The following is a 23523-nucleotide window of genomic DNA, read 5'->3' as shown; positions in this document are numbered from 1 at the left end:
TCCCTCCTAACCGACGAGTTTCGTACCTATACGAATAAACGTCGCACCTTCTTCTATCGCTATTTTATAATCATTACTCATCCCCATTGAAGTTTCAGTACATGGTGCATGCGGTAATACCAGTTCTTGAATTGTTAATTGTAATTGCTTTAAATGTTTAAAATAAGATCTAATTTCTGTTTCATTGGCTTCAAGTGGTGCCATTGTCATTAAACCTACTACCTCAATGTTATCATATTCAGCTAAACTTTGGGTAAATGATTGTAACTCTTCAGGACTAATACCATGCTTGCTATCTTCTCCACTTACATTAACCTGAATAAAACATTTTACTTTTTTGTCTGCGTGTTTTTGAATTTCTTTAGCTAAACTCATTCTATCTAATGAATGTAGATAATCTACCTGATTGATGACTTCTTTAACTTTTCTCGTCTGTAAAGACCCGATGAAATGCATCGTCACGTTGTCGATGTTTTCTTTTTTTTCAATAAATCCTTCGATTCGATTTTCACCTAAATCTTTAATTCCAGCAGATACAGCTTCTTTTGCACGTTCAGTTGAAACATACTTTGTTACCGCAATAATTGTCGGCGTTTGATTATAAGGTGAATTTACCTTACTCTCTTCAATATCTTTTAAGATAGCTTTCAGATTATCTTTAACTTCCATTTTAATCCCTCGTTCCAATATATGCTAACATTCTACCTGTCTTACCTTTTTCTAAACGATATGAGAAAAATTCTTCATTCTCAGTTGATGTACAACGTGTTGTGATAGTTATATTTTCTTGTTTAATCCCTGCATTCATCGCAATACGTGTATTAATTTCCTGTAGGTTAATATCAAACATATTATTTTTATTGATTTGGAAACAATCTTCTATTTCTAGATTTAGTTCAGTAAATTGTCGTTTAATATCATCATTCACTTCATAACATGATGCAGTGACTGACGGACCAATGATACATTTTAGGTCATCTATATTACCAGTATATGCTTTTATAAGTCGGTCAACGATTAATCCTACTGTACCTCGCCATCCTGCATGTCCCAATGCTATAAAGTCATCTTTAACACTATACAGGTAAACTGGAATACAATCTGCAAAACACATTGTTAGTAGTATACCTTTTTCATTCGTATATAAACCATCAACGTCTAACCATTTAGGTGTAAGCTCTAAAACATTTGTACCCTTGTCTTCTAAAAAAGCTTCCTGAATATTATTACCATGTTTTTGAATCGGAAAAACCCAGTCACTCGTTTTAAATCCAATTTCATTAGCTACTAACGCCTGATTATGATGGACATTAAACGGTGCATCATCAATATATAACGCCATGTTTAAACTACCTTCAGGATAATCACTAATCCCACCATGTCGACTCGTAATGCCAATCACTTTATTGTGATCATTAGCTACGTTATATGTATGTTTCTTTAATTGAAATGGTTCCATAAGTGCCTCCAATATGGCATATTATATAAAAACCGAACAAACAGAAATCAAAGAGCGACTTATGTTTGTTCGGATGTATTGTCAATCAATTATTTATGTGAATTATCTTCTACGACGACGTGTACCACGGTCTTTTAAGAAACCTGGAACATCTAAATCATCTCTATTTGATTCTATTTCAGGTTGTGCTTGTTGTGGTTGAGAAACTGATTCTGAGCGTGTCTCACGTTGTGGTTGTGGTGTTCCAAAACCAGTTGGAGCAACACTACGTGTCGGTTTGTCATTGAAACCAGTTGCAATAACTGTTACCACGATTTCATCTTGTAATTCTGGATTAATAACTGTACCAAAGATCATATTAACATCTTCGTCAGCTGCGTCCTGAACGATATCAGCTGCTTCTTGTGCTTCGAATAACGTTAATGATTCGCCACCAGTAATGTTCATTAATACCCCTTGAGCACCCACAATAGATGTTTCAAGTAATGGAGAAGAAATCGCTTTTTTCGCTGCTTCGATCGCACGGTTCTCACCACTAGATACACCGATACCCATTAAAGCAGAACCTTGGTTACTCATAATTGTCTTAACGTCTGCGAAGTCTAAGTTTACTTCACCAGATACTGCGATTAAATCAGAAATACCTTGTACCCCTTGACGTAATACGTTATCTGCTTCTTTGAATGCTTCCATCATTGGCGTTGATTTGTCTACGATGTCTAATAAGCGATCATTTGGAATAACGATTAATGTATCTACTGCAGCTTTCATTGCTTCAACACCCGCAGCAGCTTGTGTTTGACGTTTACGGCCTTCAAATGAGAAAGGACGCGTAACGACACCAACTGTTAAAGCACCCATCTCTTTAGCAATTTTAGCTACAACTGGTGCAGCACCTGTACCAGTTCCGCCACCCATACCAGCAGTTACAAATACCATATCTGCACCCTGGATTGCATCTTCAATTTGTTCACGTGACTCTTCAGCTGCTTTCTTACCAATCTCAGGATTTGCTCCAGCTCCTAAGCCACGTGTTAATTTTTCACCGATTTGGATTTTAGAAGTTGCTTTAGATAAGTTTAAAGCTTGGCCATCAGTATTGATTGCAATAAATTCTACATTGTTCATACCGTGATCGATCATTCGGTTTACAGCGTTATTACCGCCGCCCCCTACACCGATAACTTTTAATGTTGCTAAGTGATTAAAGCCCTGTTCAAATTCTAACATTCAATTTTCCTCCTATATAATTGTGGCCAATTATTATTCAAATAATGATTTCATAATTTTTTTCATTACACTTGGTTTTTCATTTTCATCTTGTGGTTGTTCAAAAGTACCATCTTCACGTTCGACGCGTGCGCCGACCGTTTTAGATGTATAAGTTTCTGTTTCAACATCTTTGTTCGCTTTACGTTTAAAGAATCCATCAAAGCCTTTTGATTTTGGTTTCTCTTCCACGTACTCTTCAACATACTCCTCTTCAGAAGTAGTTTCATGATTATTAATTGTAACATAATCTAATAGTTCATCAAAGCTAATACCACTATTGATTGTAGAAATACTCGAAGAAAATTCTGGCTTTCTAATTCCCATTTGTTGTGGTACATGAATTCTTACTTTTTCACTAACCATATCAGATAATAATTCTTTAATACCTAACATGTTAGCAGTACCACCAGTTATTACAAAGCCACCATTAATTTTATTCAAGCCCATCTCCTGAAGTAAATCAAATACTTCAAGAAATATTTCTTCAACACGTGCTTCAACGATATCGCTTAAATCTTTTTGATTAAAGCTCATCGGTTCATTAGAATCTACTTGATTTACAGTGAATACATCTTGTTCAGAAGCTAAATCATAAAACGCATGTCCATACTGCTCTTTTACTTTCTCAGCCTGATCAAAAGTTGTATTTAACGCTTGTGCAATATCATTTGTAATCTGACTTCCCGCCATTGGAATATTATCAGCGTCAAATAAGTTGCCACGTTCATAATATGCCACCTGAGTTAACTGGTCACCTATATCTATGACTACTGCACCTAGCTCTACTTCAGTTGGAGTCAAGATATGTTTATAATTATATGCATCAGAATAAACATCTAATACATGTACCCCACAACTTTCAACGCATTTCAATGTATTGATTAATACTGAACGATTTGTTGTAATTACACCAGCATCAACCGATAAACTTTGCGTTGCAATCATTTCTTTCGGATCACTTACTTCATGTAAGTCGTCAACTTTAAACATTTTCGGAAAAACACCGATAATTTCAATTTCATTCGAAGTATTTTTTGCACGAATGCCATCTATTACTTCTTCAATATGCTCTCCAGTAATTTCAGTTGATTCACCATTAAATGTAATTTCATGTTCAATATCATGAATTTCAGAATGAATAATCGGCATTTTTAAAAATACATCTTCAAACTCTATGCCTGATGCAATTTGTGCTTTCTTAATTGTATCTTTAATCGCATGACTAGCGACATCAAAATCATCAATCATACCTTTTTTTATACCATCAGTAAAAGTTTGACCTGTACCTATCACATTAATGCCATTATGAAATTTTTCGCCTACAACTACCTTAACGCTCGATGATCCAATATCTATAGAAACATAGTAATGTTCTTCCATCGATAGGCACCTCCTATTTATGTTTGTTTAACATACACTATCAATATTACATTATAGACTTTATTCAGAAAACTATAAACGCTTTTTTCAGAATAAAATAATTTTTTATAAAGTTTAATACAATATATTTTTCATATTAATTTGATGTGTTGTTTTGTTTTACGTTATTTAACTGCTTTTGTAAATCTTGTACTGCTTTCTCTACCTTTTCCTTCTCTTTTGCTTCATTAGCTTTCATTTCTGATTCCATTTCAAGTCGTCGTGTTTCAGCTTTCTTTGATTCATATGGTATAAATACTGCGCCGACCTCTAAATCAATTATGCCAGGTTTTATCATTTTACCAGATTCATCGCGTTCAATATTTTGAGCCATACTTGGATAGTAATCAAGTTTATCAGAAATTGTTCTTAAATCTCCTATAACTTCAATACCATCTTTCATAAACATTTGAATACGTGCAGATGACTGTTCATTTGGAACAAAGTTGATTTCTGAAATTTGATTAACAATTGCCGGTTTTGTATGATTTAACACTTTAATGAGTTGGTTTAATTCTTTTTTTCCAAAATTATTGATTAATGGTGCGTTACTCGGTCTATCAAAATTCATTTGATGTATTATCTGACCATTTTCTAAGACTGGATGAAATTCGCTTCCATCTGGTATAACACCGATCACATTGTATTCATCAACGATGATTACTACTTTATTTGGAAAATGTCTTTTTACTGTTGCAGACTTTACACCATCTAAATATTCAATATCACTTGATATTTCACCTGTGTTGAGACTATAAATACGGTCACGATTTGAAATTTGAGCTTTCTTTAAAATAGTTTCATTGCTATTTAGTACCGTATTATTGACAGACACTTTGTTCACGTAACTAATATTTGTAAACATGTACAGTAAAATTAAAGTAACTACTGCTACGATTGTTAAAAATATTGCAAGCTGAATACGTTGTCTTCGTTTGCGACGTTTTTTCTTTTCCTCTACATAGTGAGGCGTTTCTATAATTTGATCTTCCATAGCCTATTGCAGCAACTTCACTTGTTGAATGAAGTCTTCTCCTCTAACTTCATAGGTCGGATATTGGTCCCAGCTGGCACAAGCTGGGCTTAACAGTACCGTATCGCCTGCCACAGTCTTACCTTTCGTTTTCACTACTGCATCTTTTACATCATCACAAACTGAATATGGAATGTGATGTGATTCAGCAAATGCTTTTAATTTTTCAGTCGTCTGTCCAAAAATATACATATGTTTAACATTGCTAACATGTTCATCTAAATCTTCAAAACCATTCCCTCTATCTAAACCCCCACATAACCAGTGAATAGGAGAGTCAAACGCATCAAGCGCAAAAGTAGTTGCTAAAGTGTTTGTTGCTTTAGAATCATTAAAATATTTCACATTATCATGTGTCATTACAAATTGTAATCGATGTTTGATGCCTTCAAAAGACTTTAATGTAGCGATAATACTTTCGTTTGGAATGTCACTTAGTTTAGCTGCTGTAATACTTGATAAAATGTTTTCAAGATTATGTTTACCAGGTAACACTACTTCATCTACGTCAATAATAAATTCATCCTGAAAATAAATTTTTCCATCGACAATATAACTACCATTAACTTTTTCTTCTGTACTGAAATAAATAATCTGACTTTTAATTTCGAAATTTTTAAGCAGCTCTTTTTGCTTATGGTTAAAAATTAAATAATCTTCTGCGGTCTGATTTTTTACGATATTTAATTTTGCACTGACATATTCATCGTGCGTGCCATGATAATCCAGATGTGCTGAATAAATATTAGTAATTAAAGCAATATGTGGTCTAAAAAGTCTGATACCCATCAATTGAAATGATGATAGTTCTGTTATTAATGTATCTTCAGACTTTGCATTTTGTGCTACCAGGGAAGCAACAAATCCTATATTTCCACATAGCAGTCCTGTTTGATTACTATGCTTAAACATGTCACCAATTAATGATGTTACAGTCGTCTTACCATTTGTTCCAGTTATACCGATGATTTTGCCTTCATTAATCTCATATGCTAGTTCCACTTCAGTAATAATTTGAATATTACGGTCAAGTGCTTCCTGAATAAAAGGAATACGATAAGGTATACCTGGATTTTTTACGATAAGATCAATGCCGTCTAATAACTCAATTGGATGATGTCCACTTACTACTTTAATTTCAAGCGCTTCTAATTCTTTCGCTTCATTCGTTAAGCTAATATCATTGCCATCATTAACAGTTACTTTCGCTCCAAGTAAATGTAATAACTTCGCTGTTTCATAACCACTTTTCCCGAGACCAAGTACCAAAATATTTTTTCCCTGATAACTTGTTATATTCTTCACTTAATTCACTCCTAAATAAATCCCAATTAATCCAGAAATAATACCGACTGTCCAGAATACAATTACTATTTTCCATTCAGACCATCCACCTAATTCATAATGGTGATGTAATGGACTCATTCTAAAAATACGCTTACCGGTCAATTTAAATGATGCAACTTGTAACATCACTGATAATGTTTCTAAAACAAACATCAAACCTATAAAAATTAAAGTTAATTCTTGATTTAACATGATAGAGACAGTAGCAATTACGCCTCCTAAAGCAAGGGAACCAGTATCTCCCATAAATAATTTCGCTTTATATTTATTATAGATTAAGAATCCACATAAACTTCCGATAAGAATCGCTAAGTAATACATCATACCCTGGCTCATTGTATGCTGCGCTAAATAAAAGTAACAACTAAATGCAATTATTGATAGTCCTGTTGCTAACCCGTCCAAACCATCTGTTAAATTAACTGCATTGGAAAAACCAACTTGCCAGAAAATTATAAACACAACATAGAATATAGATAAAGGAATTCCAATATCCGTAAAAGGTAAATTAATTTCATTAGATAGTGAAAGTAAACCGAGACCATTACTCACAATGTAAAATAAAACTGCAATTAATATCTGAAATAGGAATTTTTGTTTTGATGTTAAACCCTGATTATTTTTCTTAACCACAATGATGTAATCATCTACAAATCCAATTAATCCAAACCCTAAAGTTACTAAAATCAATAATATAATCGGACCTTTGTCATCAACAAAAAATATTGCAATAATGCTTAAAAGGATTGTGCTGATTAAAAATGTTAACCCACCCATCGTTGGCGTACCACTTTTTTGTTGATGACTTTTCGGACCTTCCTCTCTAATTGATTGCCCAAATTTCATTCTTTTGAGTAATGGGATAAACAAAGGGACTAAAATTGCAGTTAAAATAAAACTTGCTACTCCAAAAATTAATGCATTCATATTTTTCACATATCAGTTTGATAACTGATTCCTTTCTATTCCGTAGTTTTAGATTCTGTAGATATTGCTTCGGTTGTTACTTCTTCTGTCGTATTTTCTTCTGTTGAACTATCATTTAAGTTTTGACTAGTGTTTCTATTCTTTTTCTTCTCTATTTCAAGCTGTTTTTTCAATGCTTTTTCTTCATCCTTTTTATTTGCATCAATTATATTATCATAGGCAAGTGATTGTTTTAACGGATCAAGTGAATCCATCGAAACCATTACTTTATCGCCTTTTTTAACAGCCGTATTTGGTGCAATTGACTGTTTTACAACATAACCATTACCATCAAACTGAACTTTGATTTGTGTTAACTGTTCAAACATCAATAAATCACGTTTTGACCATGAAGTCATATCGGGCATTGTAATTTTTCCGTCTGTAAATAAAAATACTTTATCACCTTTTAACAATTCAGTTTGTTGTGGTGTTTGTCCAGTAACTTTATTACCGTCACCAATCACAACCGGTACAAAGCCATTACCTTCAATTACTCCACTTGCCTTATCGACATTTGATCCAATTACATCTTCCACTTTTGAAGATAACTTTTTACCTTTATCTTTTGTAGCGCCTACATCTAAATATTTCAAAGTATTTTCCATCAATGGTTTATAACCTTTGGATACACCTAAACTGTATGCTTCCCCAGCATTTTTTTGTGCTAAAGACATACCATAATATATAATTACTCTTGGATTTTTTGCAGGCGCATAACCCATAAAACTTACCATATATGGCTGATAGCCTTTTACATATCCACCATTTTTCGTATCCGGCACTTGTGCCGTACCTGTTTTACCAGCTATTTTATAATCGTCAATACGATAATTGTAGGCATGCATTTCAGAACCGTAAACTACATCATATAGAGCTTTCATCGTTTTGTGCGCTGTTGTTTTTGAAATTGGTTGACCAATCACTTTTTTCTTACCTTTATAGACAATACTTTTATCCGGACTAATAATATCTTTCACAAAATACGGACTTAGCATATTTCCATCATTAACAATTGCAGTTTCCGCCTGTATCATCTGGGCAGGACTGACAGTTGTCGATTGTCCAAATGCTGAGACTTTCTTACTTAATTCATCACCCCAGGAAATATGCCCGGTAACTTCTGAATCAAACAGTGAGTTTGTGGATTTGCCGAATCCAAACTTTTCGTAGTAGGATTTCATCTTATCGGTTCCAACGTCATCCTGAAGTTTCATCATTAATACGTTTGAAGACAACTGGAAACCTTTATGCATAGAAATCATGCCCCATCCAATATCATTCCAGTCAGAAATAACACTTCCGGCAACTTCTCTCTCACCTGACTTAAACTTTTTATTTGGTTGGTACTTACCTTCTTCAATTGCAGCTGCTAAACCATAAGTTTTAAATGTTGAGCCAGGTTCATATGTGTTTTGATAAAGATCATTAGCCCATTTATCACCAAAATTTTCTCGTGTTTGCGGATTAAACGTTGGTCGCTGACTATAGCCAAGGATTTCACCGGTATTAGCATCTGTTACAACTGCAAATAAATCTTTAGGCTGGTATCTTTTCACCATCAGATCAAGTGAATCTTCCACAAATATTTGGATGTTTTTATCGATTGTCAACTTAACATTATCCCCATTTACAGCAGGTATTACATTCCCTGATTTAGGTAGAACATATTGCCAAATATCTTGTTTATAACTCGTTTTACCTGCTTTACCTGAAAGGTAAGTATCAAATATCTTTTCGGTCCCCATCATACCCTGGATTTGATAAGTCTCTGAATTCTTTTCAGCATAACCTATTAAATGAGATGCAAAATTGCCATTAGGATAAAATCGTTTTTTTTCAGAGAAAAATGTTAGTCCTGGTAACTTTAATTGTTCAATTGCTTTCTTCTGATTAAATGTTAAATCTTTACCAGCTTTTCCAAACTCGACTTGAAATGCTTTTTTTGTGCTAAGTGTTTTCAAGATTGATTTATAAGGCATATCAATTATTTTACTTAAAGCTTTAGCAGTTTTCTTTTTATCTACAACATGACGAGGTGGCTTACCTTTCTGGCTGATTCGTTTGTCTAGTACAGCAACAAGTTTATATGATTCTATGTCTTCAGCAAGGACCTCACCATTACGATCAAGTATTTTCCCTCTTACAGGTTGATTAACGATATTGCGTACATATTTTTCACTTGCTCGCATTGATAAATCTTGTCCGCTGGAATGTCCAGTGACCATGATGAAAGAATATTTCGAAATCAATGAAAAAAAGAGCAGTCCGAATAACATTACTAAAAGGACCGCTCCTATTTTATTTTTTCTTATTTTTAACTTAGTTCGTGACATCTTTTTGCACTACCTTTACGTTATCATTATTCAAGCTAAGTCCGAACGACTTTGCTTTACTATAGACACGTTCATAAGAAGATTGTTTCATCGCTTCTGAATTTAACTCACCATTTACAGATTTTTGATGAACAATTTTTTGTTCAATTGCAGCAATCTTACTATTTGTGTGATACGCGTCATATTTTAAAGATAGCATATAAATACTTACTAAAGCAATCAATGTCACCAATGATAAATATACTAATTTCTCTAATTTAGATAACGAAACAACATGGGATTTTGTTACTGTTTTTGTTTTAACTTTGGGTTGTGCTTGTGTCTGTTCATAGTAATTTGGATTGATGTATTCTACTGCCATGTTGTCACCTCTTATTTTAATATTTCTACGACTCTAAGTTTTGCGCTGCGTGCTCTATTATTCTCTTCTAGTTCTTGTTCTGTCGATAAAATCGGTTTCTTATTAATACGTTTTAATTTCGGCTTGTAATCATCCGGGATAACCGGTAAACCTCTAGGAATATCAGGACCTTTTTCATACTCCTGAAAAACTTGTTTACATAGTCTGTCTTCTAATGAATGGAAAGTAATAACTGAAATTCTTCCACCCACATTAACAGAATCAATCGCTTGTTCAATCGACTCTTCAAAAGCACCTAGTTCGTCATTTACCGCAATTCTTATGGCCTGAAAAACTCTTTTAGCAGGATGTCCGCCTGTTCTTCTGGCTGGTGCAGGAATTGCGTCTTTAATAATTTCAACTAAATCAGATGTCGTTTCAATTGGCGTTGTTTCTCTAATATTTTCAATTTTTCGAGCGATTTGTTTAGAAAATTTTTCTTCACCATAACGAAAGAATATTGAAACTAACTTTTCATAGGGCCATTCATTGACTACTTCATATGCTGAAAGCGTTTGTGATTGATCCATTCGCATATCGAGCCTTGCTTCCTGGTGATAACTAAATCCTCTTTCTCCTACATCAAGTTGCGGACTAGAAACCCCTAAGTCATAAAGAATGCCATCTACTTTATCAATATTAAGTTCATTTAAGATAGCTCTTAAATTCCTAAAGTTATCTTTAACGAAAGTTACTTTATCTAAATGATCTTTCAAAATGATGTGTGCATTGTCAATCGCTGTCTGGTCCTGATCGATTGAAATCAATCTACCATTCGTTAATTGCTTGACTAAATAAAGACTATGACCCGCTCCACCTAAAGTACAATCAACATATATACCATCCGGTTTAATATTAAGTTGATCAACAGTTTCTTCTAATAACACAGTAATATGATGGAACATGTTTTCCTCCTATAAATCAAAATCAATTAACTCTTCAGCAATTTCTTCATAGTGCTCTTCAGTATCTTCATAGAAATTATCCCAGCTACTTCTGTCCCAAATCTCAATTCGAGTTGAAACGCCTATCACTGTACATTCCTTAGATAAACCAGCATATTCCATTAAATTCTTTGGAATATTAATACGTCCTTGTTTATCTAGTTCTACTTCTACTGCACCAGAGAAGAATAAACGCATAAATTTTCTGGCATCTCGTTTAGTTATTGGTAAAGTTTTTAATTTTTCTTCAATTCTTTTCCATTCATCTAAAGGATAGCCAAACAAACACTTATCAAGGCCACGAGTAATAACAAAATGTTCTGTTAATTCATCTCGGAACTTAGCGGGTACAATCATGCGACCTTTGGTATCCAGTTGATGTTGATATTCACCCATGAACATAGTCATCACCTAGCCTTAATATAAATTTACCACATCCAACCACTTTCCTCCACTAATTATACAAAACTTTTTTATTTTTTATATGAAAACGCAAAAACCCCCCCACCACGCTAAAAAACCGTGGTGGGGGGAAATCCCAAATATAATGTTGTAATAAGAAAAATAATATCATCTATGGTTTTAAAATCGTATGATCGAACGTGTAGTTATTGATGTTATCAATAACTTCATCAAATATGCCAAAATCGTATGTATTGATAAACTGAAGAGGATGCAACATTCTCTCCTGTAAGCCTCCTCCAGGATTCATCATGTTCCCGATAGCGTTCAACGCTTTAAAATCAACATCATGACGACGTTTAATATCTTGATGATAGCGTTTCTTAAAATATTCAAATTGACGTTTATGATAATTCAAATTATCCTGTAACAATTGTTTTGTCTCCATTGGAACATCTAGTAATTGCATTGCTTCATAATCCGCTTCAATATTTGCAATCGTTTCCTGCATTTGACTAAGCAAAAGTCTATTTTCTTTTGAACCTAAAAAATCTTTCTGGAACTTCTCGATACCATTATCGTAAAGCGAATCAATCGTGATATTGAAACGTTGCATATCCTTTAATAATTTATCATTTATATAGGTTATACGCATACGTGGGACCACTGGAGGCATTTCAACTTTTGCGAAATCGAAAACCTGCTTTAACTCTCCCCAATATTTAATTTCTGATGGCCCTCCTACAAATGCTAATGTGTTAAATAGCATTTCTTCCATCAATGGACGTGTAACAACATTGTTACTGAATAAATGTGGTGCAACTTGAATTTTAGCTCTAATTTCAGCTTTAGTAAAAGTGGCATCAGATTTAGATAATTTATATTTTCCATCTTCGAACTTTAGTAACTGACGTTTGCCTTCAAATGACATAAATAAATGAACATTTGTTTCAGTTAAAATTTGACGTTCTCCGATAAGGGATTCCATCTTCTCTTGTCCATTTCTAAAAGCCTGATTGATTGCTTCATGGTGATCAAACATCCACACAAGTATGTCCGTTTCCAGCGCACGAACTTCTTTGTTCTGGCTATCAATTAACAGTAAACCATAGTCTTTAAATAACGTATGAATAATGTATTGGAAATGATCCGTCCAGTTTTCTGGCAGATTATTTAAAAGTTTATAAATCGATTTTGTTGAATTAGTTTCTGTTAAACTCGTAATAAAGCGGTCAATCGTAAATTTTAATGCTTCCTGTTCAAAGTTAAGTAGAGATACACTATCTGTCACTTCTTCAGTTGGATAATATTTAATTTTATGCACGTTATTTCCCGCTGTAAATACATTAATATGATTCACTTCATCAAAATCATGATCTTCACCTGCAATCCAGAATACGGGTATTATCTTAGTACCTAGTTTAGTTGATTGCTCTTTTGCAAGAACAATTATAGTAATAATTTTATGTATTGTATACATTGGACTAACAAACAGTCCTGCTTGTTGTCCACCGATGACAACTTTATTACCTTCGGCTAAAAGATTTATATTTTCACGTTGTTTTTCGCTTAGTTCAAACTTCGACATATAATTTTCAATTACTTTTGAAAGCTCAGATTCAAGACCATTTGCTTTATCGTTCATACGCAATTTATAACTTTCATCTTTTGTTATATCATATCTATATTGTGATAACACATCATCCTGATGTGTGTAGCGCTCTATAAAAGCCCCTTTGTTATCTGCTAACTGCTTAATTATCTCCACTTGTCTACACCTCGCATTTTATCATTATTTAGTATAATGATAATCAAGCGCAAATACAATTTTACGGCTTACTCAAAAAAATAAGTGTATCGCAAAAGCGATACACTTATAAAAAATTATTTAGAAACTACTTCTTTACCATTGTAAGAACCACATGATGGACATACACGGTGAGATAATTTCATTTCGCCACATGATGGACATTCAACCATACCAGGTACTGATAATTTGAAGTGTGTACGACGTTTTCTTTTCGCTGTTTTAGATGTTCTTCTAAAAGGAACTGCCATTGTATTTTGCCTCCTATCGATCTAGTTTTCAGACATACTGTCTTTTAAAGCTTGAAGTTTTGCAAGCCTTGGATCAACCTTAGGCTTTTCATCTTCTAATTGACTTTCATCAATTACTTCCCAACCTTTACCTTTTGTTAGTTCTAAATCAACATCCTCTTTTACCACACGTACAGGTTTATTGATTACAACTAACTCTTGAATAACGGGTGTTAAGTCTATAACACCATTCAAAATGGCATGTCTATTCTCATCATATTCAACATAATCGTTATCATCAAAATATTCTACTGACTTGATATCGAATGGAACTTCAACATCTTCTAATGTTCTTGCACAAGTCATAACGAATTGTCCAGTTACATGTAAATCAGCTACTACTTCGTTTGACTTAGGTGTTAATTTACCTTCCACCTTAATAGGTGATATATCAACTAACTGTAAGCTAGATATTAAATGATTTAAGTTGATTTCTGATTCAAATGGATAACCACTATCACGATGTTTTCTTAATTCAGCTAATGACCATTTCATATGGTTTCACCTCTTACAAACACAAAATTTATTTTACCTCTTTTAATAACAGTTTGTCAAGATTTTTTCTTAACAGATATTTCTGTTACAATCATTATTATAAACTGATGTGAGGGGAAATACAATGAAGGCAATCGGAATAATTTGTGAATATAATCCTTTTCATAATGGGCATAAATATCAGATAGAGCAGGTTAAAAAATTATATCCAGATGCTATTATTGTGGCAATCATGAGTGGACAATTCGTTCAACGTGGTGAACCTGCATTTATAAATAAATTTATGCGTACAAAAATGGCGCTTGATTATGTGGACTTAGTTGTTGAACTCCCTCAATTCTATGCAGTAAGTTATGCAGATGACTTTGCTCGTGGTGGTATCATGATCGCTAAAAAGCTCGGTCTTGAAGGTTTGTCTTTCGGCAGTGAAAGCGGAGAACTTAACAAAATTGATTTTGAGATAAAGTCACCTACTCGTGAAGATATACGTACTGGAGCAGCATATCCAAAATTAATGAGTGCTGATTTAAAATCCAATGATATATTAGCTCATGCATATGTAAAAGCTACGAGAGAAATATACCCTACCCTGACATTAATTCCAATCTCACGAATTAATAATAATTATACAGATGAAGTTTTGACAGGTACAATTTCAAGCGCAACTGCAATACGGAAAAATTACTTTAATGATAATGATATTAAAGCGACGATGCCTCACAGTGAATTAATCGTCAATGCAGTCCGCTGGGAAGATTATTTTACGCTATTAAAATATCGTATGCTATCCATGAATGTACTTGAACTTCAAGAAATATATACGATGTATGAAGGATTAGAAAATCGATTAAAGAAAGTCATTAGTGAAGTTGAAACATTCGACGAATTAATTGAAAAGATGGTATCAAAACGATATACGAGAAGTAGAATTCAACGGTTACTTGTCTATTTATTGTTAAATATAAAAGAAAAAGATGTTCCTCGATTAAAAGAAATTACAGCTGTACGTGTACTAGGGATGAATGACACAGGACGAAAACTAATTAAATCAATTGAAGATGTTGTAATTGTGACAAATGTAAACAGAGCGTCGCGTGATTATTTCGGTTTAGAAATAAAAGCTACTGAAATATATAACCTTATAAGTTGTAGCTCGATGACAGACTTTAATACGCCAGTTGTATACAAGAGATAACGATTGGGACGCGCTAGTAAAGCGGTTATATTATCTAATTTCTACTGCTTACTCTGACCATTGCACTTCAACCCATTGGAAAGTATATAAAATTCAACTACTCCATCAAAAAACCACATCTTATCCGGATGTGGTTTTTCAGTATGATTTATTCTTCTTCTGCTAATTGCTTATACTTTTCTTTTAGTGCAATCTCAACATTTTTAGGTACTATACTCGATACATCCCCACCATATTTTGCAACTTCTTTAACCATACTCGAAGAAATAAATGAATATTGGTTGTTAGTCATCATATATAATGTTTCTATATCATCGTTTAATTTCTTATTCATACTTGTCAGCTGCATCTCATATTCAAAGTCAGATACTGCACGTAATCCACGTACGATTTGTTTAGCACCTACTCTTTCACAAAAATGCACAAGTAAACCTGAAAAATAATCAACTTTTACATTCGGAATATCTTTAACCGCTTCTTCAATGAGTGCAAGACGTTCTTCTATCGTGAAAAAACCGGTCTTTTTAGCATTATTCAATACAGAGACATGGATTTCATCAAATAATTCACTACTTCGCTGTATGATATCTAAGTGCCCTTTTGTGACAGGGTCAAAGCTTCCTGGTACTACTGCGATTGTTTTACTCATAATTACCTCTTAATATGATTAATTTTGTTATGCCATATGTTTCATTTTTTATCACTTCATAGTCAAGCGTATCTATTATTTCATTCTTCTCACATTCTATAAGGATTTGACCGTCTTCTGCAAGTAAATCAAATTCCTTAATCATAGGCAATGCTTCGTTAACGATATTCTTTTGGTACGGAGGATCTAAAAAAATCATATTAAACTGAATATCTCTTTTATTTAATGCCTTTAAAGCTCTTTTGTAATCGTTCTTATAAATTTCAACTTCTTCGTCAAGAAATGAAGTGTTTTTCTTAATCATCTGTATTGATTCAAAACTACCATCTACAAAAATCACTTTGGAAAGTCCTCTGCTTATCGCTTCTACACCTAATCCACCACTACCAGCAAATAAATCAAGTCCTATGCCATTCATCGGACCGAGAATATTAAACATCGTTTCTTTAATTTTATCTGTTGTTGGTCTTGAAGTTACTCCTTTTGGCGAAGTTAACTGAAATCGTTTATATTTTCCACCAATAACACGCATATATTACTCCTTTTAAATTTATTCTCACGGTTCTTTTCATGTATAATATTAATATCAACAAATAAAGGAGAACCATTATGAAACAAGCTTTTATTTCGCTCGGCGAAGGATATAGTGATCTTTTCGAACTCGAGCAGTTAATGAAATATAATCATGAACGAACGGACTGTTTATTGTTTTTACATACTACGTTGGAAAAACAGCCTAAAACTTCAGTAGTACTGATTATGAATCCAACAGTAAATGGTAACTTCCAGGCGATGTATAGCATATTTGAAGGCATAAATTACCCATATCCTGAAAGCAATAAACGCTTTGATCTCGTAAAGTCATGGGCTGAAAAATACCAAATTTCTATAAAAGAATTTGATGTAAAGGCAAAGCATTTCTTTTATGAAGATGCACTTTATCACCAGTACTTAATTGGCGTGTTACGTCTTCAACGCGTCATTAAACCGATGCATTAAGTTTATTATCACCTGAACTGTAGTCTGTCTTTAATTGTTTATACGGTGAAATGAGAACATTTGTCACAAACTTTAATTTTTCTAGTTGTGAAAGTGTATGGGCTAACTTATCTTCATTGATATACATTGCCACCCATTTTTCTTTACGATTGCTATGTACAATATGTCCATATTTTCGGATTTGACGTTCATGCTTATGACTTTTTAAATAAATAATAAGTTGTTCTCTTTGAACTAATGTCATATGTTTCTTTCCTCTCATTCAGCTTTCTTTTATAGTATCATTTGTTCTGTTAAAATTAAAATAACAAAATTCACTTGGAGGGTTATATTTTGAAAAAAAATACTTTATTAAAAACAATCGCAATAACTGGTCTTACATATTCAGCAGCTGTTGCAGCTACTAAAATGACGAGTAAGCAAAGTGCCCGCACTATTAAGCCATTCTTCAGCAAACGTTCACCATACGTATTTGCACATCGTGGAGGGTTAAAACTTGCTCCTGAACACACAATGGCTGCATTTAATAAATCTCATAAATTGGGCATTGATGGTTTTGAGATTGATATTAGATTAACTAAAGATAATGAGATTGTAGTACTTCATGATGCATTAGTTGATCGCGTTTCTAATGGTTCTGGTAAAGTATGTGATCATACTTTAGAAGAATTGAAGCAACTTGACTTTGGTTATCATTTTAAAGATATTAATGGCGAATATCCATATCGTGGTCATGAAGATGCTAAAGTTGTTACTTTAAACGAGTTATTAGATGCTTTTCCTGATTTGCTAATCAACATTGATATTAAAGATAGCAAACGATCAACGCCTGGTAAACTAGCCCCTGTGCTATTGTACCGCTTAATTCATTCTAAACAGGCCTTTGAACGCGTTTGTGTAACGAGCTTTGAGGATGAACAAACATTGCGTTTTAATGCATATGCACATGATCGTGTTGCAGTTGGTGCAGGTCAAAACGAAGTTGCTCGTGCTTATTATGCTTTTAATTCAGGAGTGAAACATATGTATCAACCTAATGTGGATACGTTCCAAATACCAACACATTATCGTGGTATTCCATTAAATAATGAGAAATTTATCCAGTTTCTTCAAAGTTTAAATATCGCAGTAGGATATTGGGTCATCAACAGTATCGATGAAATGGATGCTTTACTAAAAAAAGGTGCACACACAATCGTTACAGATCGACCTGATATTGCAATGCATTTAATCAATGAGAAATACAAAAAATAAGTTTAATTAGTTAGATAAAGGAATGGCTAGATTAAGCCATTCCTTTATTTTTTATTTCATATATTTCAATACCTCGGTAATGCGTAACATTTTCAATTTGTAAATCCACAGCTTCAAACATTTTTTCTAGCTGTTGTCTTCTGTTAAAAAAGAGATTACTTTTATAGTATAAAATACTTTTCCCTTTTTTCTTTATTATTCTTTGAAATTCTTTTATAAGTTTTTCTTTTTCAAGAAAAGTATCAAACGGTTGATTAATTAATATATAATGAAACTTCTTATCTTTATAAGGTAATGCGTTACTGGAAGCTATTTCATAATTAAAATGAGGATATATGTGCATTGAAGTTTGCAAATTTCGAATAGACTGATCTAGAATATAACCTTTTATATTTGTCTGCTGGTCAATACTATTCACCCATTTACCGGTATGACATCCAATACATAATACTTTTTGATGATATTTTATAGTTACATAGTTACCAAGAAATTTTTCAAATATCGGGACAAAAATTAAATCACTATTTTTAGCTTTAAATAAATTTTCATCCGTGCGGTTCAAAAATTTAATTTTCTTTTCCCATTTAGAAATAAGTTTCTTCTCATTTACCTCCATAAAAACCTCCTAACTACAACCGCATCCACTGCTGCATGTATGGGATTCAAAAAACGGATTACCTTTTTCTACCTTTACTTCTGCTGAAACAGACGAAGCAATAATGACGAGCACTTCATCCAGTAAAGTTTGTAATTGTGTTTCAAGTCGTTTCACCTGAGCCACTTCAGGATGCATATCATATTCTTTTTTCTTCCTTCTCGTTTCAAGCATTACACTCTGATAATCTGGATGATATCGACCAAATCGGTTAACTTCATCATATCTTTCTTTTATACGGATGAGTTCTTTTTTTAACAGCTGTACTTCTTCATTTATACTTAAATCTACATAAGCTTTTTTATATGCTTGATATGACTCACTTTGAAGGATCATATCATTTAATTCATCTGCATAATCCATAACTTCTAAAACATCTATATCATAAATCATAATTCCACTTCCTAATCTGCATGTGTAACTCTCTTTTCATTGTTAATAAAAATTAATGAATAATATGAACCAGAAATTCCTCCACCCATTTCATTAATATTTCTGTAAAGCATATTTTCTCTATGTTCATCAGAGTTTAACCAGCTATTGATTAAACTTGGAACATCATCAAAATTAAAAGCGATATTTTGAGATAAATGTAAATATTTAATATCCAGCTTATTTAATTCACTACCGATTTCATCTTCTACCTGCTTTACTTTCTTTTGTTTTTTCTTGTTTAAAGAAGCGACCTGAAATTGCGCTACATGATTGATTAATTCGTTAGTTTCAAGTGGCTGTCTTCCATTAATACTACGCATATAATTCGTGATTTCAAACATTGTCAATACTTTATTACTGTTAATTGCAACTTCATCTTTAGTGTGAATTTCTTTATTAGCTGTCTTCTCTATCGTTTTACCTTTACTACTCATCGCATAAGGTTGCATTTGAACAAGTGTATCTGGCGCTATATAACGCATCGCCATAACTTTATTAGAAATTCTATCAATATAAACTTGTACAAAAATATCATCATATTGTATTAAAGTCTGTGTTTTAATATCTACTTCGGTTAACTGAAACTGATATTCAGCCTGTTTTGTTTTTATTATCGGCTCACTTACAATCGCATTCCCATTAAAGATATTATCTGCACTTTGTCCAATTTTAAATGGATAACTATTTGCATTTTTACCGGTTGCATAAGCCATTACAATTTTTTTATTACTGACACCAAGTATGTAATATTGATCTTTAAACTCATAGACAAAATTCTTGTAATTAAAATTTGAATCATAAATACGCTTTGGATAACCATATTTATCTGTAAACTGATCTATATTTTTACCGATGTAAACTCCAAGACCTTTACTAAGTTTTGGTCTTTTCACTGTATTCTTAGATGAAGGTTTAATATCTTCATTTGAAATCTTCTCTTTTGCAGGATTTTCTAATACATCAAATTTTAATGAAGGTGAATAAAATAAATAAAATAAAAATACACCCATTAAAAAGATTAGCAGAAGTTTAATTAAAATACTTTTCAAAAACACACCTTCTTTTTCTATTTCTTAACACTATTCTAACATTATTTGAAATGAAATGAATATTCGATTGCATCAATAGCAATTTTATCTTAAAATTGAAGATAGAATGATTTAGGGAGGAACTTAGAATGGTATTCACAAATTCAGGGATTGAAACAATCGTAGCTGAACAATCTTTAATCCAGCATGTAATGAATAAACATGGTTTAGTATTAGGGGGCCATTGGGATTTTGAACGTGCTACTTATGATTTAAAATATGAATTATCAGAAGGTATTTATTATTTACGTATTCCTGGTTACGCTATTGATGGTGATGTTGGCGCTAGAAATGCTACTTTGCAAATGATGGATCCATATTTAGGTAAACACTATTATCCAACTGGTGTTGAATACGGAGAAGATGAATATTTTAGTGATGCATTAGTTGAACATTGTAAACGTACGATTACTAGCATCTATAATGATATTAAAGCAATTCAAGCATAATTCTAGTTAACTAAGCGTGAACAAATTCATTTGTCTCACGCTCTTTTTATTACCAAAGAAGAGGTGATGTCATGGTAAAAAAATGGCTGAATAAACGTACTTTACTCATTATTTCTTTAATCGCTATAGCGATACTTTTTTTATATTTTATTATCCCAATTTCAATTCCTCTTATCTCAGCTTTAGTAATTGCTTTGATGATAGAACCTTTTGTTAAAATACTCGAGAAGAAAGTCGGAAGCAGAAAATGGAGCGTTACAATCATATACTCTACGATACTCGTCACAATACTATTATTTACTTATTTCTTTCTTACAAAATTAATTGAACATGTCATTCAGTTCTCTAAAGATTTACCGAATAAGATGAACAATTTGATGACAGTATGGGACAAAGTAGAAATAAAAATTTCTAAGATCATTCCGGATAGTATCGCATCTTCCTTATTTGACGAGATCCAGAAATTCTTATTTTCAATGCGAGATTCAATTTTAAATTATTTTAATGTAGAACGCATAACTGCACTTGTAGCGAGTCTACCAGAGACATTTATTTCAGGTTTAGTATTTCTCGTTGCTTTATTTTTATTTATGTTAGAAATTCCTAAGATGCACCACTTTATAAGAAACCATATGTATGATACAACCTACAACAAGACTAGTTTTGTCTGGAACCGCGTTACGTCTTCCATCTTTGGGATGATGCGTGCTGCTGTTATTCTTTCAGGAATTACTTGGTTTTTTACGTTTATCGGATTATTATTTATTACGCCTAAAAATGCACTTGTATTGTCATTTATTATTTGTCTTGTCGATCTATTGCCTATTATTGGAGCTACCGGTATAACGATACCATGGGCAATTTACGCATATGTGACAGGAGATGTTGGATTAGCATTAAAATTAATCGTACTTTCAACATTTTTACTCGTGCAGCGTAAAGTATTAGAGCCTAAAATTATGGGTAACGGTGTTGGACTTAGTCCTTTACCTACATTGATTGCAATGTATATCGGATTAAAATTAATGGGTTTTGTAGGGTTCTTTATCGGTCCGATTCTGTTAATTATTATTTTAACGATTATTGAATCAGGTGCTATAAAAACGAATATAAAAATTTAACTAAATCAATATAAAAAAGATCATCTCAATTGAGATGATCTCAGACTGAAGACAAACTCACAATTTTATAAGTGAGTTTGTCTTTTTTCTTCGAAAAATATTGTTATTTTAAAGAAATTAGCAAAATATCCAGCTTAACCTGCTAGATAATTTGCTAATTTCTTTAAATTCATGCATGCGAAAATAAGCGTGGTCTCCATGGTGACTTTTTGAATTCCTTTGTACTTAGTCCATCGCAAACCATGCTGTTCTTTAGCATCAGCAAAACGTCTTTCTATTGTTTGACTACGCAATTTATATATAGCTTTTATAGTGTCTATGAATCTCAAGTCATCAACAATATCAAGATATTGTTGCCATATATGTCTTGTAACGATTTTTTTCTGTTCTTTACTCTTAGTACATTTATTAAGTAAAGGACAATCCTTACATTTATTTGGATTAGAAATATACAAACGATAACCATCGCTGTCTGTTCTTTGATATTTCAACATTTGATTATTAGGGCAAATATAACAATCATAGTATTCGTCATATATAAATTCATTTTTATTCATTAAGTCCTTCGGACCCATGGGACGTTTATATGGCATAGCTGGTAGAATTTCTTTATCTAATAAATACTTAGCATTATGAGGTGTTTTATATCCAGAATCCACAGCAACATATCTCGGTAGTAGTTTTTTACTTTCAAGCCTGTCAATCATAGGTACTAACTGTGTACTATCATGAACATTACCAGGAGTTAAATGAAAATCAACGATATAACCATACTTATCGCAGCATGTATGCGCACTATAGGCAAATTGTTTTTCTCTTTCACTTTTAACATAGTAACCAGCATCGGGATCATTATTACTTATTTTTATTACTTTAAGATTCTCCTCCTTTCTTGAAGCTAGAGGCTTTTTTCCTTCAGATTCTCTAATAGAATTGATATCTTCAATAAGCTCTTGTTCATAATGTTTAGCAGTCTTCTGTATTTCTTGTTTAATAAATTTCTTCTTGTTGGCATTGGCCTTAATATGCGTTGAATCAATAAATAGTGAAGTATTATCTACGAAGTTATTATCTATAGCAATTTTGAGAATACGAGAAAAGATTTCTTCGAAAATCTGATTATCATAAAATCGTCTAGAATAGTTCTTACCGAAGGTAGAAAAATGAGGTACTTTATCGTTAACGCCTAAACCGAGATACCATTTGTACGCAAAATTAGTTTCAATCTCTTTAATTGTCTGGCGCATTGATTTGATACCAAAAAGGTGTTGTATTAATACAATTTTTATTAATACAACCGGATCAATACTTGGACGGCCATTATCTGTAGAATACTTTTCTTCTACTAAATCATATACAAAGGATAAATCGAATACTTTATCAACTTTTCTTAGAAGATGATTTTCTGGTACAAGGTCTTCTAATGAATACATTTCAAATTGACTGCGAATGATATTAATATCTTCAGACTTACTTCTCTTAATCAAGTAAAACACCACCGTTCAATG

The 23523-nt window shown here is 32.8% G+C and carries 26 protein-coding genes; 5 read left to right on the top strand and 21 right to left on the bottom strand.

The annotated features are described in order from the left end of the window. Window positions 1–6: 6 nt before the first annotated feature. From HT586_RS05190 to HT586_RS05125, 14 genes are all read right to left on the bottom strand, one after another. Window positions 7–669 carry a YggS family pyridoxal phosphate-dependent enzyme gene (locus HT586_RS05190; RefSeq protein WP_203546432.1) on the bottom strand — a complete coding sequence of 221 codons (663 nt, stop codon included), beginning with the start codon at window positions 667–669 and terminating at the stop codon, window positions 7–9. Between the two features lies 1 nt (window position 670). After that, the gene (gene pgeF / locus HT586_RS05185; protein ID WP_203546431.1) at window positions 671–1459 is read right to left on the bottom strand and encodes a peptidoglycan editing factor PgeF; all 789 of its coding nucleotides are present in this window, start codon (window positions 1457–1459) and stop codon (window positions 671–673) included. 102 nt (window positions 1460–1561) lie between these two features. Beyond that, the gene (gene ftsZ, locus HT586_RS05180) at window positions 1562–2689 is read right to left on the bottom strand and encodes a cell division protein FtsZ (RefSeq protein ID WP_096076846.1); all 1128 of its coding nucleotides are present in this window, start codon (window positions 2687–2689) and stop codon (window positions 1562–1564) included. A gap of 33 nt (window positions 2690–2722) precedes the next feature. Next, on the bottom strand, window positions 2723–4111 hold the full coding sequence (gene ftsA / locus HT586_RS05175) for a cell division protein FtsA (RefSeq protein ID WP_096076847.1): 1389 nt from the start codon (window positions 4109–4111) through the stop codon (window positions 2723–2725). A gap of 136 nt (window positions 4112–4247) precedes the next feature. Further along, window positions 4248–5144: a cell division protein FtsQ/DivIB gene (locus tag HT586_RS05170; RefSeq protein WP_203546430.1), complete on the bottom strand. Its 897-nt coding sequence runs from the start codon at window positions 5142–5144 to the stop codon at window positions 4248–4250. A 3-nt stretch (window positions 5145–5147) separates the two neighbouring features. Then, entirely contained in the window at window positions 5148–6488 is a 1341-nt protein-coding gene (gene murD / locus HT586_RS05165; protein ID WP_203546429.1) for a UDP-N-acetylmuramoyl-L-alanine--D-glutamate ligase, read from the bottom strand. After that, window positions 6489–7457: a phospho-N-acetylmuramoyl-pentapeptide-transferase gene (gene mraY, locus HT586_RS05160; RefSeq protein ID WP_096076850.1), complete on the bottom strand. Its 969-nt coding sequence runs from the start codon at window positions 7455–7457 to the stop codon at window positions 6489–6491. Window positions 7458–7492: 35 nt separating this feature from the next. Next, entirely contained in the window at window positions 7493–9832 is a 2340-nt protein-coding gene (locus HT586_RS05155) for a penicillin-binding protein (RefSeq protein ID WP_096076851.1), read from the bottom strand. Next, window positions 9819–10193, bottom strand: coding sequence for a cell division protein FtsL (gene ftsL, locus HT586_RS05150; protein WP_096076852.1), 375 nt, complete (start codon window positions 10191–10193; stop codon window positions 9819–9821). Before ftsL ends, HT586_RS05155 begins: the two co-directional genes overlap by 14 nt. Before the next feature lie 11 nt (window positions 10194–10204). Then, complete coding sequence (gene rsmH, locus HT586_RS05145) at window positions 10205–11137, bottom strand: 16S rRNA (cytosine(1402)-N(4))-methyltransferase RsmH (protein ID WP_096076853.1); 933 nt, start codon at window positions 11135–11137, stop codon at window positions 10205–10207. A gap of 9 nt (window positions 11138–11146) precedes the next feature. Continuing rightward, window positions 11147–11578 (bottom strand): division/cell wall cluster transcriptional repressor MraZ, encoded by a 432-nt coding sequence (mraZ, locus tag HT586_RS05140; RefSeq protein WP_096076854.1) that lies wholly within the window; start codon window positions 11576–11578, stop codon window positions 11147–11149. 172 nt (window positions 11579–11750) lie between these two features. Beyond that, window positions 11751–13346: a bacillithiol biosynthesis cysteine-adding enzyme BshC gene (gene bshC, locus HT586_RS05135; protein ID WP_096076855.1), complete on the bottom strand. Its 1596-nt coding sequence runs from the start codon at window positions 13344–13346 to the stop codon at window positions 11751–11753. Window positions 13347–13462: 116 nt separating this feature from the next. After that, the gene (rpmF, locus tag HT586_RS05130; RefSeq protein ID WP_041635879.1) at window positions 13463–13636 is read right to left on the bottom strand and encodes a 50S ribosomal protein L32; all 174 of its coding nucleotides are present in this window, start codon (window positions 13634–13636) and stop codon (window positions 13463–13465) included. Window positions 13637–13657: 21 nt separating this feature from the next. After that, entirely contained in the window at window positions 13658–14170 is a 513-nt protein-coding gene (locus tag HT586_RS05125) for a YceD family protein (protein WP_096076856.1), read from the bottom strand. 124 nt (window positions 14171–14294) lie between these two features. On the opposite strand from HT586_RS05125, the gene HT586_RS05120 reads away from it, so the two are divergent. Continuing rightward, window positions 14295–15365, top strand: coding sequence for a tRNA(Met) cytidine acetate ligase (locus tag HT586_RS05120; protein ID WP_203546428.1), 1071 nt, complete (start codon window positions 14295–14297; stop codon window positions 15363–15365). A 148-nt stretch (window positions 15366–15513) separates the two neighbouring features. Here the strand turns inward: HT586_RS05120 and coaD are convergent, their stop codons facing one another. After that, a complete protein-coding gene (gene coaD, locus HT586_RS05115; RefSeq protein ID WP_096076858.1) occupies window positions 15514–16014 on the bottom strand; it encodes a pantetheine-phosphate adenylyltransferase in 501 nt (166 codons plus the stop codon). Further along, window positions 16007–16546 (bottom strand): 16S rRNA (guanine(966)-N(2))-methyltransferase RsmD, encoded by a 540-nt coding sequence (rsmD, locus tag HT586_RS05110; protein WP_203546427.1) that lies wholly within the window; start codon window positions 16544–16546, stop codon window positions 16007–16009. The genes coaD and rsmD overlap by 8 nt, the downstream gene beginning before the upstream one ends. A gap of 77 nt (window positions 16547–16623) precedes the next feature. Between rsmD and HT586_RS05105 the strand changes: the two genes are divergently transcribed. Beyond that, the gene (locus HT586_RS05105) at window positions 16624–17013 is read left to right on the top strand and encodes a DUF7147 family protein (RefSeq protein ID WP_203546426.1); all 390 of its coding nucleotides are present in this window, start codon (window positions 16624–16626) and stop codon (window positions 17011–17013) included. Here HT586_RS05105 and HT586_RS05100 read toward each other — a convergent pair. Further along, entirely contained in the window at window positions 16997–17257 is a 261-nt protein-coding gene (locus HT586_RS05100; protein ID WP_096076861.1) for a DUF2129 domain-containing protein, read from the bottom strand. The genes HT586_RS05105 and HT586_RS05100 overlap by 17 nt on opposite strands. 89 nt (window positions 17258–17346) lie before the next feature. Here HT586_RS05100 and HT586_RS05095 point away from each other — a divergent pair, with 89 nt between their 5' ends. Next, window positions 17347–18267 (top strand): glycerophosphodiester phosphodiesterase family protein, encoded by a 921-nt coding sequence (locus HT586_RS05095; RefSeq protein WP_238999327.1) that lies wholly within the window; start codon window positions 17347–17349, stop codon window positions 18265–18267. Window positions 18268–18298: 31 nt separating this feature from the next. Here the strand turns inward: HT586_RS05095 and HT586_RS05090 are convergent, their stop codons facing one another. The 3 genes from HT586_RS05090 to HT586_RS05080 are packed head-to-tail and all read right to left on the bottom strand — an operon-like array spanning window position 18299 to window position 20406. Next, complete coding sequence (locus HT586_RS05090) at window positions 18299–18883, bottom strand: methyltransferase domain-containing protein (protein WP_203546425.1); 585 nt, start codon at window positions 18881–18883, stop codon at window positions 18299–18301. Between the two features lie 9 nt (window positions 18884–18892). Further along, a complete protein-coding gene (locus HT586_RS05085) occupies window positions 18893–19315 on the bottom strand; it encodes a YlbF/YmcA family competence regulator (RefSeq protein WP_313018524.1) in 423 nt (140 codons plus the stop codon). 11 nt (window positions 19316–19326) lie between these two features. Continuing rightward, the gene (locus HT586_RS05080; RefSeq protein ID WP_203546424.1) at window positions 19327–20406 is read right to left on the bottom strand and encodes a CAP-associated domain-containing protein; all 1080 of its coding nucleotides are present in this window, start codon (window positions 20404–20406) and stop codon (window positions 19327–19329) included. A gap of 128 nt (window positions 20407–20534) precedes the next feature. On the opposite strand from HT586_RS05080, the gene HT586_RS05075 reads away from it, so the two are divergent. Together HT586_RS05075 and ytvI are read left to right on the top strand one after the other, a co-directional pair. Further along, entirely contained in the window at window positions 20535–20894 is a 360-nt protein-coding gene (locus tag HT586_RS05075; protein ID WP_096076864.1) for a YugN family protein, read from the top strand. 71 nt (window positions 20895–20965) lie between these two features. Next, window positions 20966–22015 (top strand): sporulation integral membrane protein YtvI, encoded by a 1050-nt coding sequence (gene ytvI / locus HT586_RS05070; protein WP_203546423.1) that lies wholly within the window; start codon window positions 20966–20968, stop codon window positions 22013–22015. Window positions 22016–22149: 134 nt separating this feature from the next. Here the strand turns inward: ytvI and HT586_RS05065 are convergent, their stop codons facing one another. Continuing rightward, window positions 22150–23448 carry an IS1182 family transposase gene (locus HT586_RS05065; RefSeq protein WP_111744502.1) on the bottom strand — a complete coding sequence of 433 codons (1299 nt, stop codon included), beginning with the start codon at window positions 23446–23448 and terminating at the stop codon, window positions 22150–22152. Window positions 23449–23523: the final 75 nt, after the last annotated feature.

Origin of the sequence: Macrococcoides bohemicum (assembly GCF_016865215.1) — a bacterium.
Classification (GTDB): Bacteria; Bacillota; Bacilli; order Staphylococcales; family Staphylococcaceae; genus Macrococcoides; species Macrococcoides bohemicum.
This window is presented reverse-complemented; position numbering and strand designations above follow the sequence as displayed.

Excerpts from the sequence above, each read along its gene's own strand:
- HT586_RS05120 (WP_203546428.1), top strand. The coding sequence starts at position 14,295 with ATGAAGGCAATCGGAATAATTTGTGAATATAATCCTTTTCATAATGGG.
- HT586_RS05065 (WP_111744502.1), bottom strand. The coding sequence starts at position 23,448 with ATGTATTCATTAGAAGACCTTGTACCAGAAAATCATCTTCTAAGAAAA.
- HT586_RS05170 (WP_203546430.1), bottom strand. The coding sequence starts at position 5,144 with ATGGAAGATCAAATTATAGAAACGCCTCACTATGTAGAGGAAAAGAAA.
- ftsL (WP_096076852.1), bottom strand. The coding sequence starts at position 10,193 with ATGGCAGTAGAATACATCAATCCAAATTACTATGAACAGACACAAGCA.
- HT586_RS05090 (WP_203546425.1), bottom strand. The coding sequence starts at position 18,883 with ATGGAGGTAAATGAGAAGAAACTTATTTCTAAATGGGAAAAGAAAATT.
- rsmD (WP_203546427.1), bottom strand. The coding sequence starts at position 16,546 with ATGCGTGTTATTGGTGGAAAATATAAACGATTTCAGTTAACTTCGCCA.
- mraY (WP_096076850.1), bottom strand. The coding sequence starts at position 7,457 with ATGAATGCATTAATTTTTGGAGTAGCAAGTTTTATTTTAACTGCAATT.
- mraZ (WP_096076854.1), bottom strand. The coding sequence starts at position 11,578 with ATGTTCATGGGTGAATATCAACATCAACTGGATACCAAAGGTCGCATG.
- HT586_RS05100 (WP_096076861.1), bottom strand. The coding sequence starts at position 17,257 with ATGACATTAGTTCAAAGAGAACAACTTATTATTTATTTAAAAAGTCAT.
- ftsA (WP_096076847.1), bottom strand. The coding sequence starts at position 4,111 with ATGGAAGAACATTACTATGTTTCTATAGATATTGGATCATCGAGCGTT.
- rpmF (WP_041635879.1), bottom strand. The coding sequence starts at position 13,636 with ATGGCAGTTCCTTTTAGAAGAACATCTAAAACAGCGAAAAGAAAACGT.
- HT586_RS05190 (WP_203546432.1), bottom strand. The coding sequence starts at position 669 with ATGGAAGTTAAAGATAATCTGAAAGCTATCTTAAAAGATATTGAAGAG.
- coaD (WP_096076858.1), bottom strand. The coding sequence starts at position 16,014 with ATGAGTAAAACAATCGCAGTAGTACCAGGAAGCTTTGACCCTGTCACA.
- rsmH (WP_096076853.1), bottom strand. The coding sequence starts at position 11,137 with ATGTTCCATCATATTACTGTGTTATTAGAAGAAACTGTTGATCAACTT.
- HT586_RS05075 (WP_096076864.1), top strand. The coding sequence starts at position 20,535 with ATGGTATTCACAAATTCAGGGATTGAAACAATCGTAGCTGAACAATCT.
- HT586_RS05085 (WP_313018524.1), bottom strand. The coding sequence starts at position 19,315 with ATGATTTATGATATAGATGTTTTAGAAGTTATGGATTATGCAGATGAA.
- HT586_RS05155 (WP_096076851.1), bottom strand. The coding sequence starts at position 9,832 with ATGTCACGAACTAAGTTAAAAATAAGAAAAAATAAAATAGGAGCGGTC.
- HT586_RS05125 (WP_096076856.1), bottom strand. The coding sequence starts at position 14,170 with ATGAAATGGTCATTAGCTGAATTAAGAAAACATCGTGATAGTGGTTAT.
- pgeF (WP_203546431.1), bottom strand. The coding sequence starts at position 1,459 with ATGGAACCATTTCAATTAAAGAAACATACATATAACGTAGCTAATGAT.
- HT586_RS05105 (WP_203546426.1), top strand. The coding sequence starts at position 16,624 with ATGAAACAAGCTTTTATTTCGCTCGGCGAAGGATATAGTGATCTTTTC.
- ftsZ (WP_096076846.1), bottom strand. The coding sequence starts at position 2,689 with ATGTTAGAATTTGAACAGGGCTTTAATCACTTAGCAACATTAAAAGTT.
- ytvI (WP_203546423.1), top strand. The coding sequence starts at position 20,966 with ATGGTAAAAAAATGGCTGAATAAACGTACTTTACTCATTATTTCTTTA.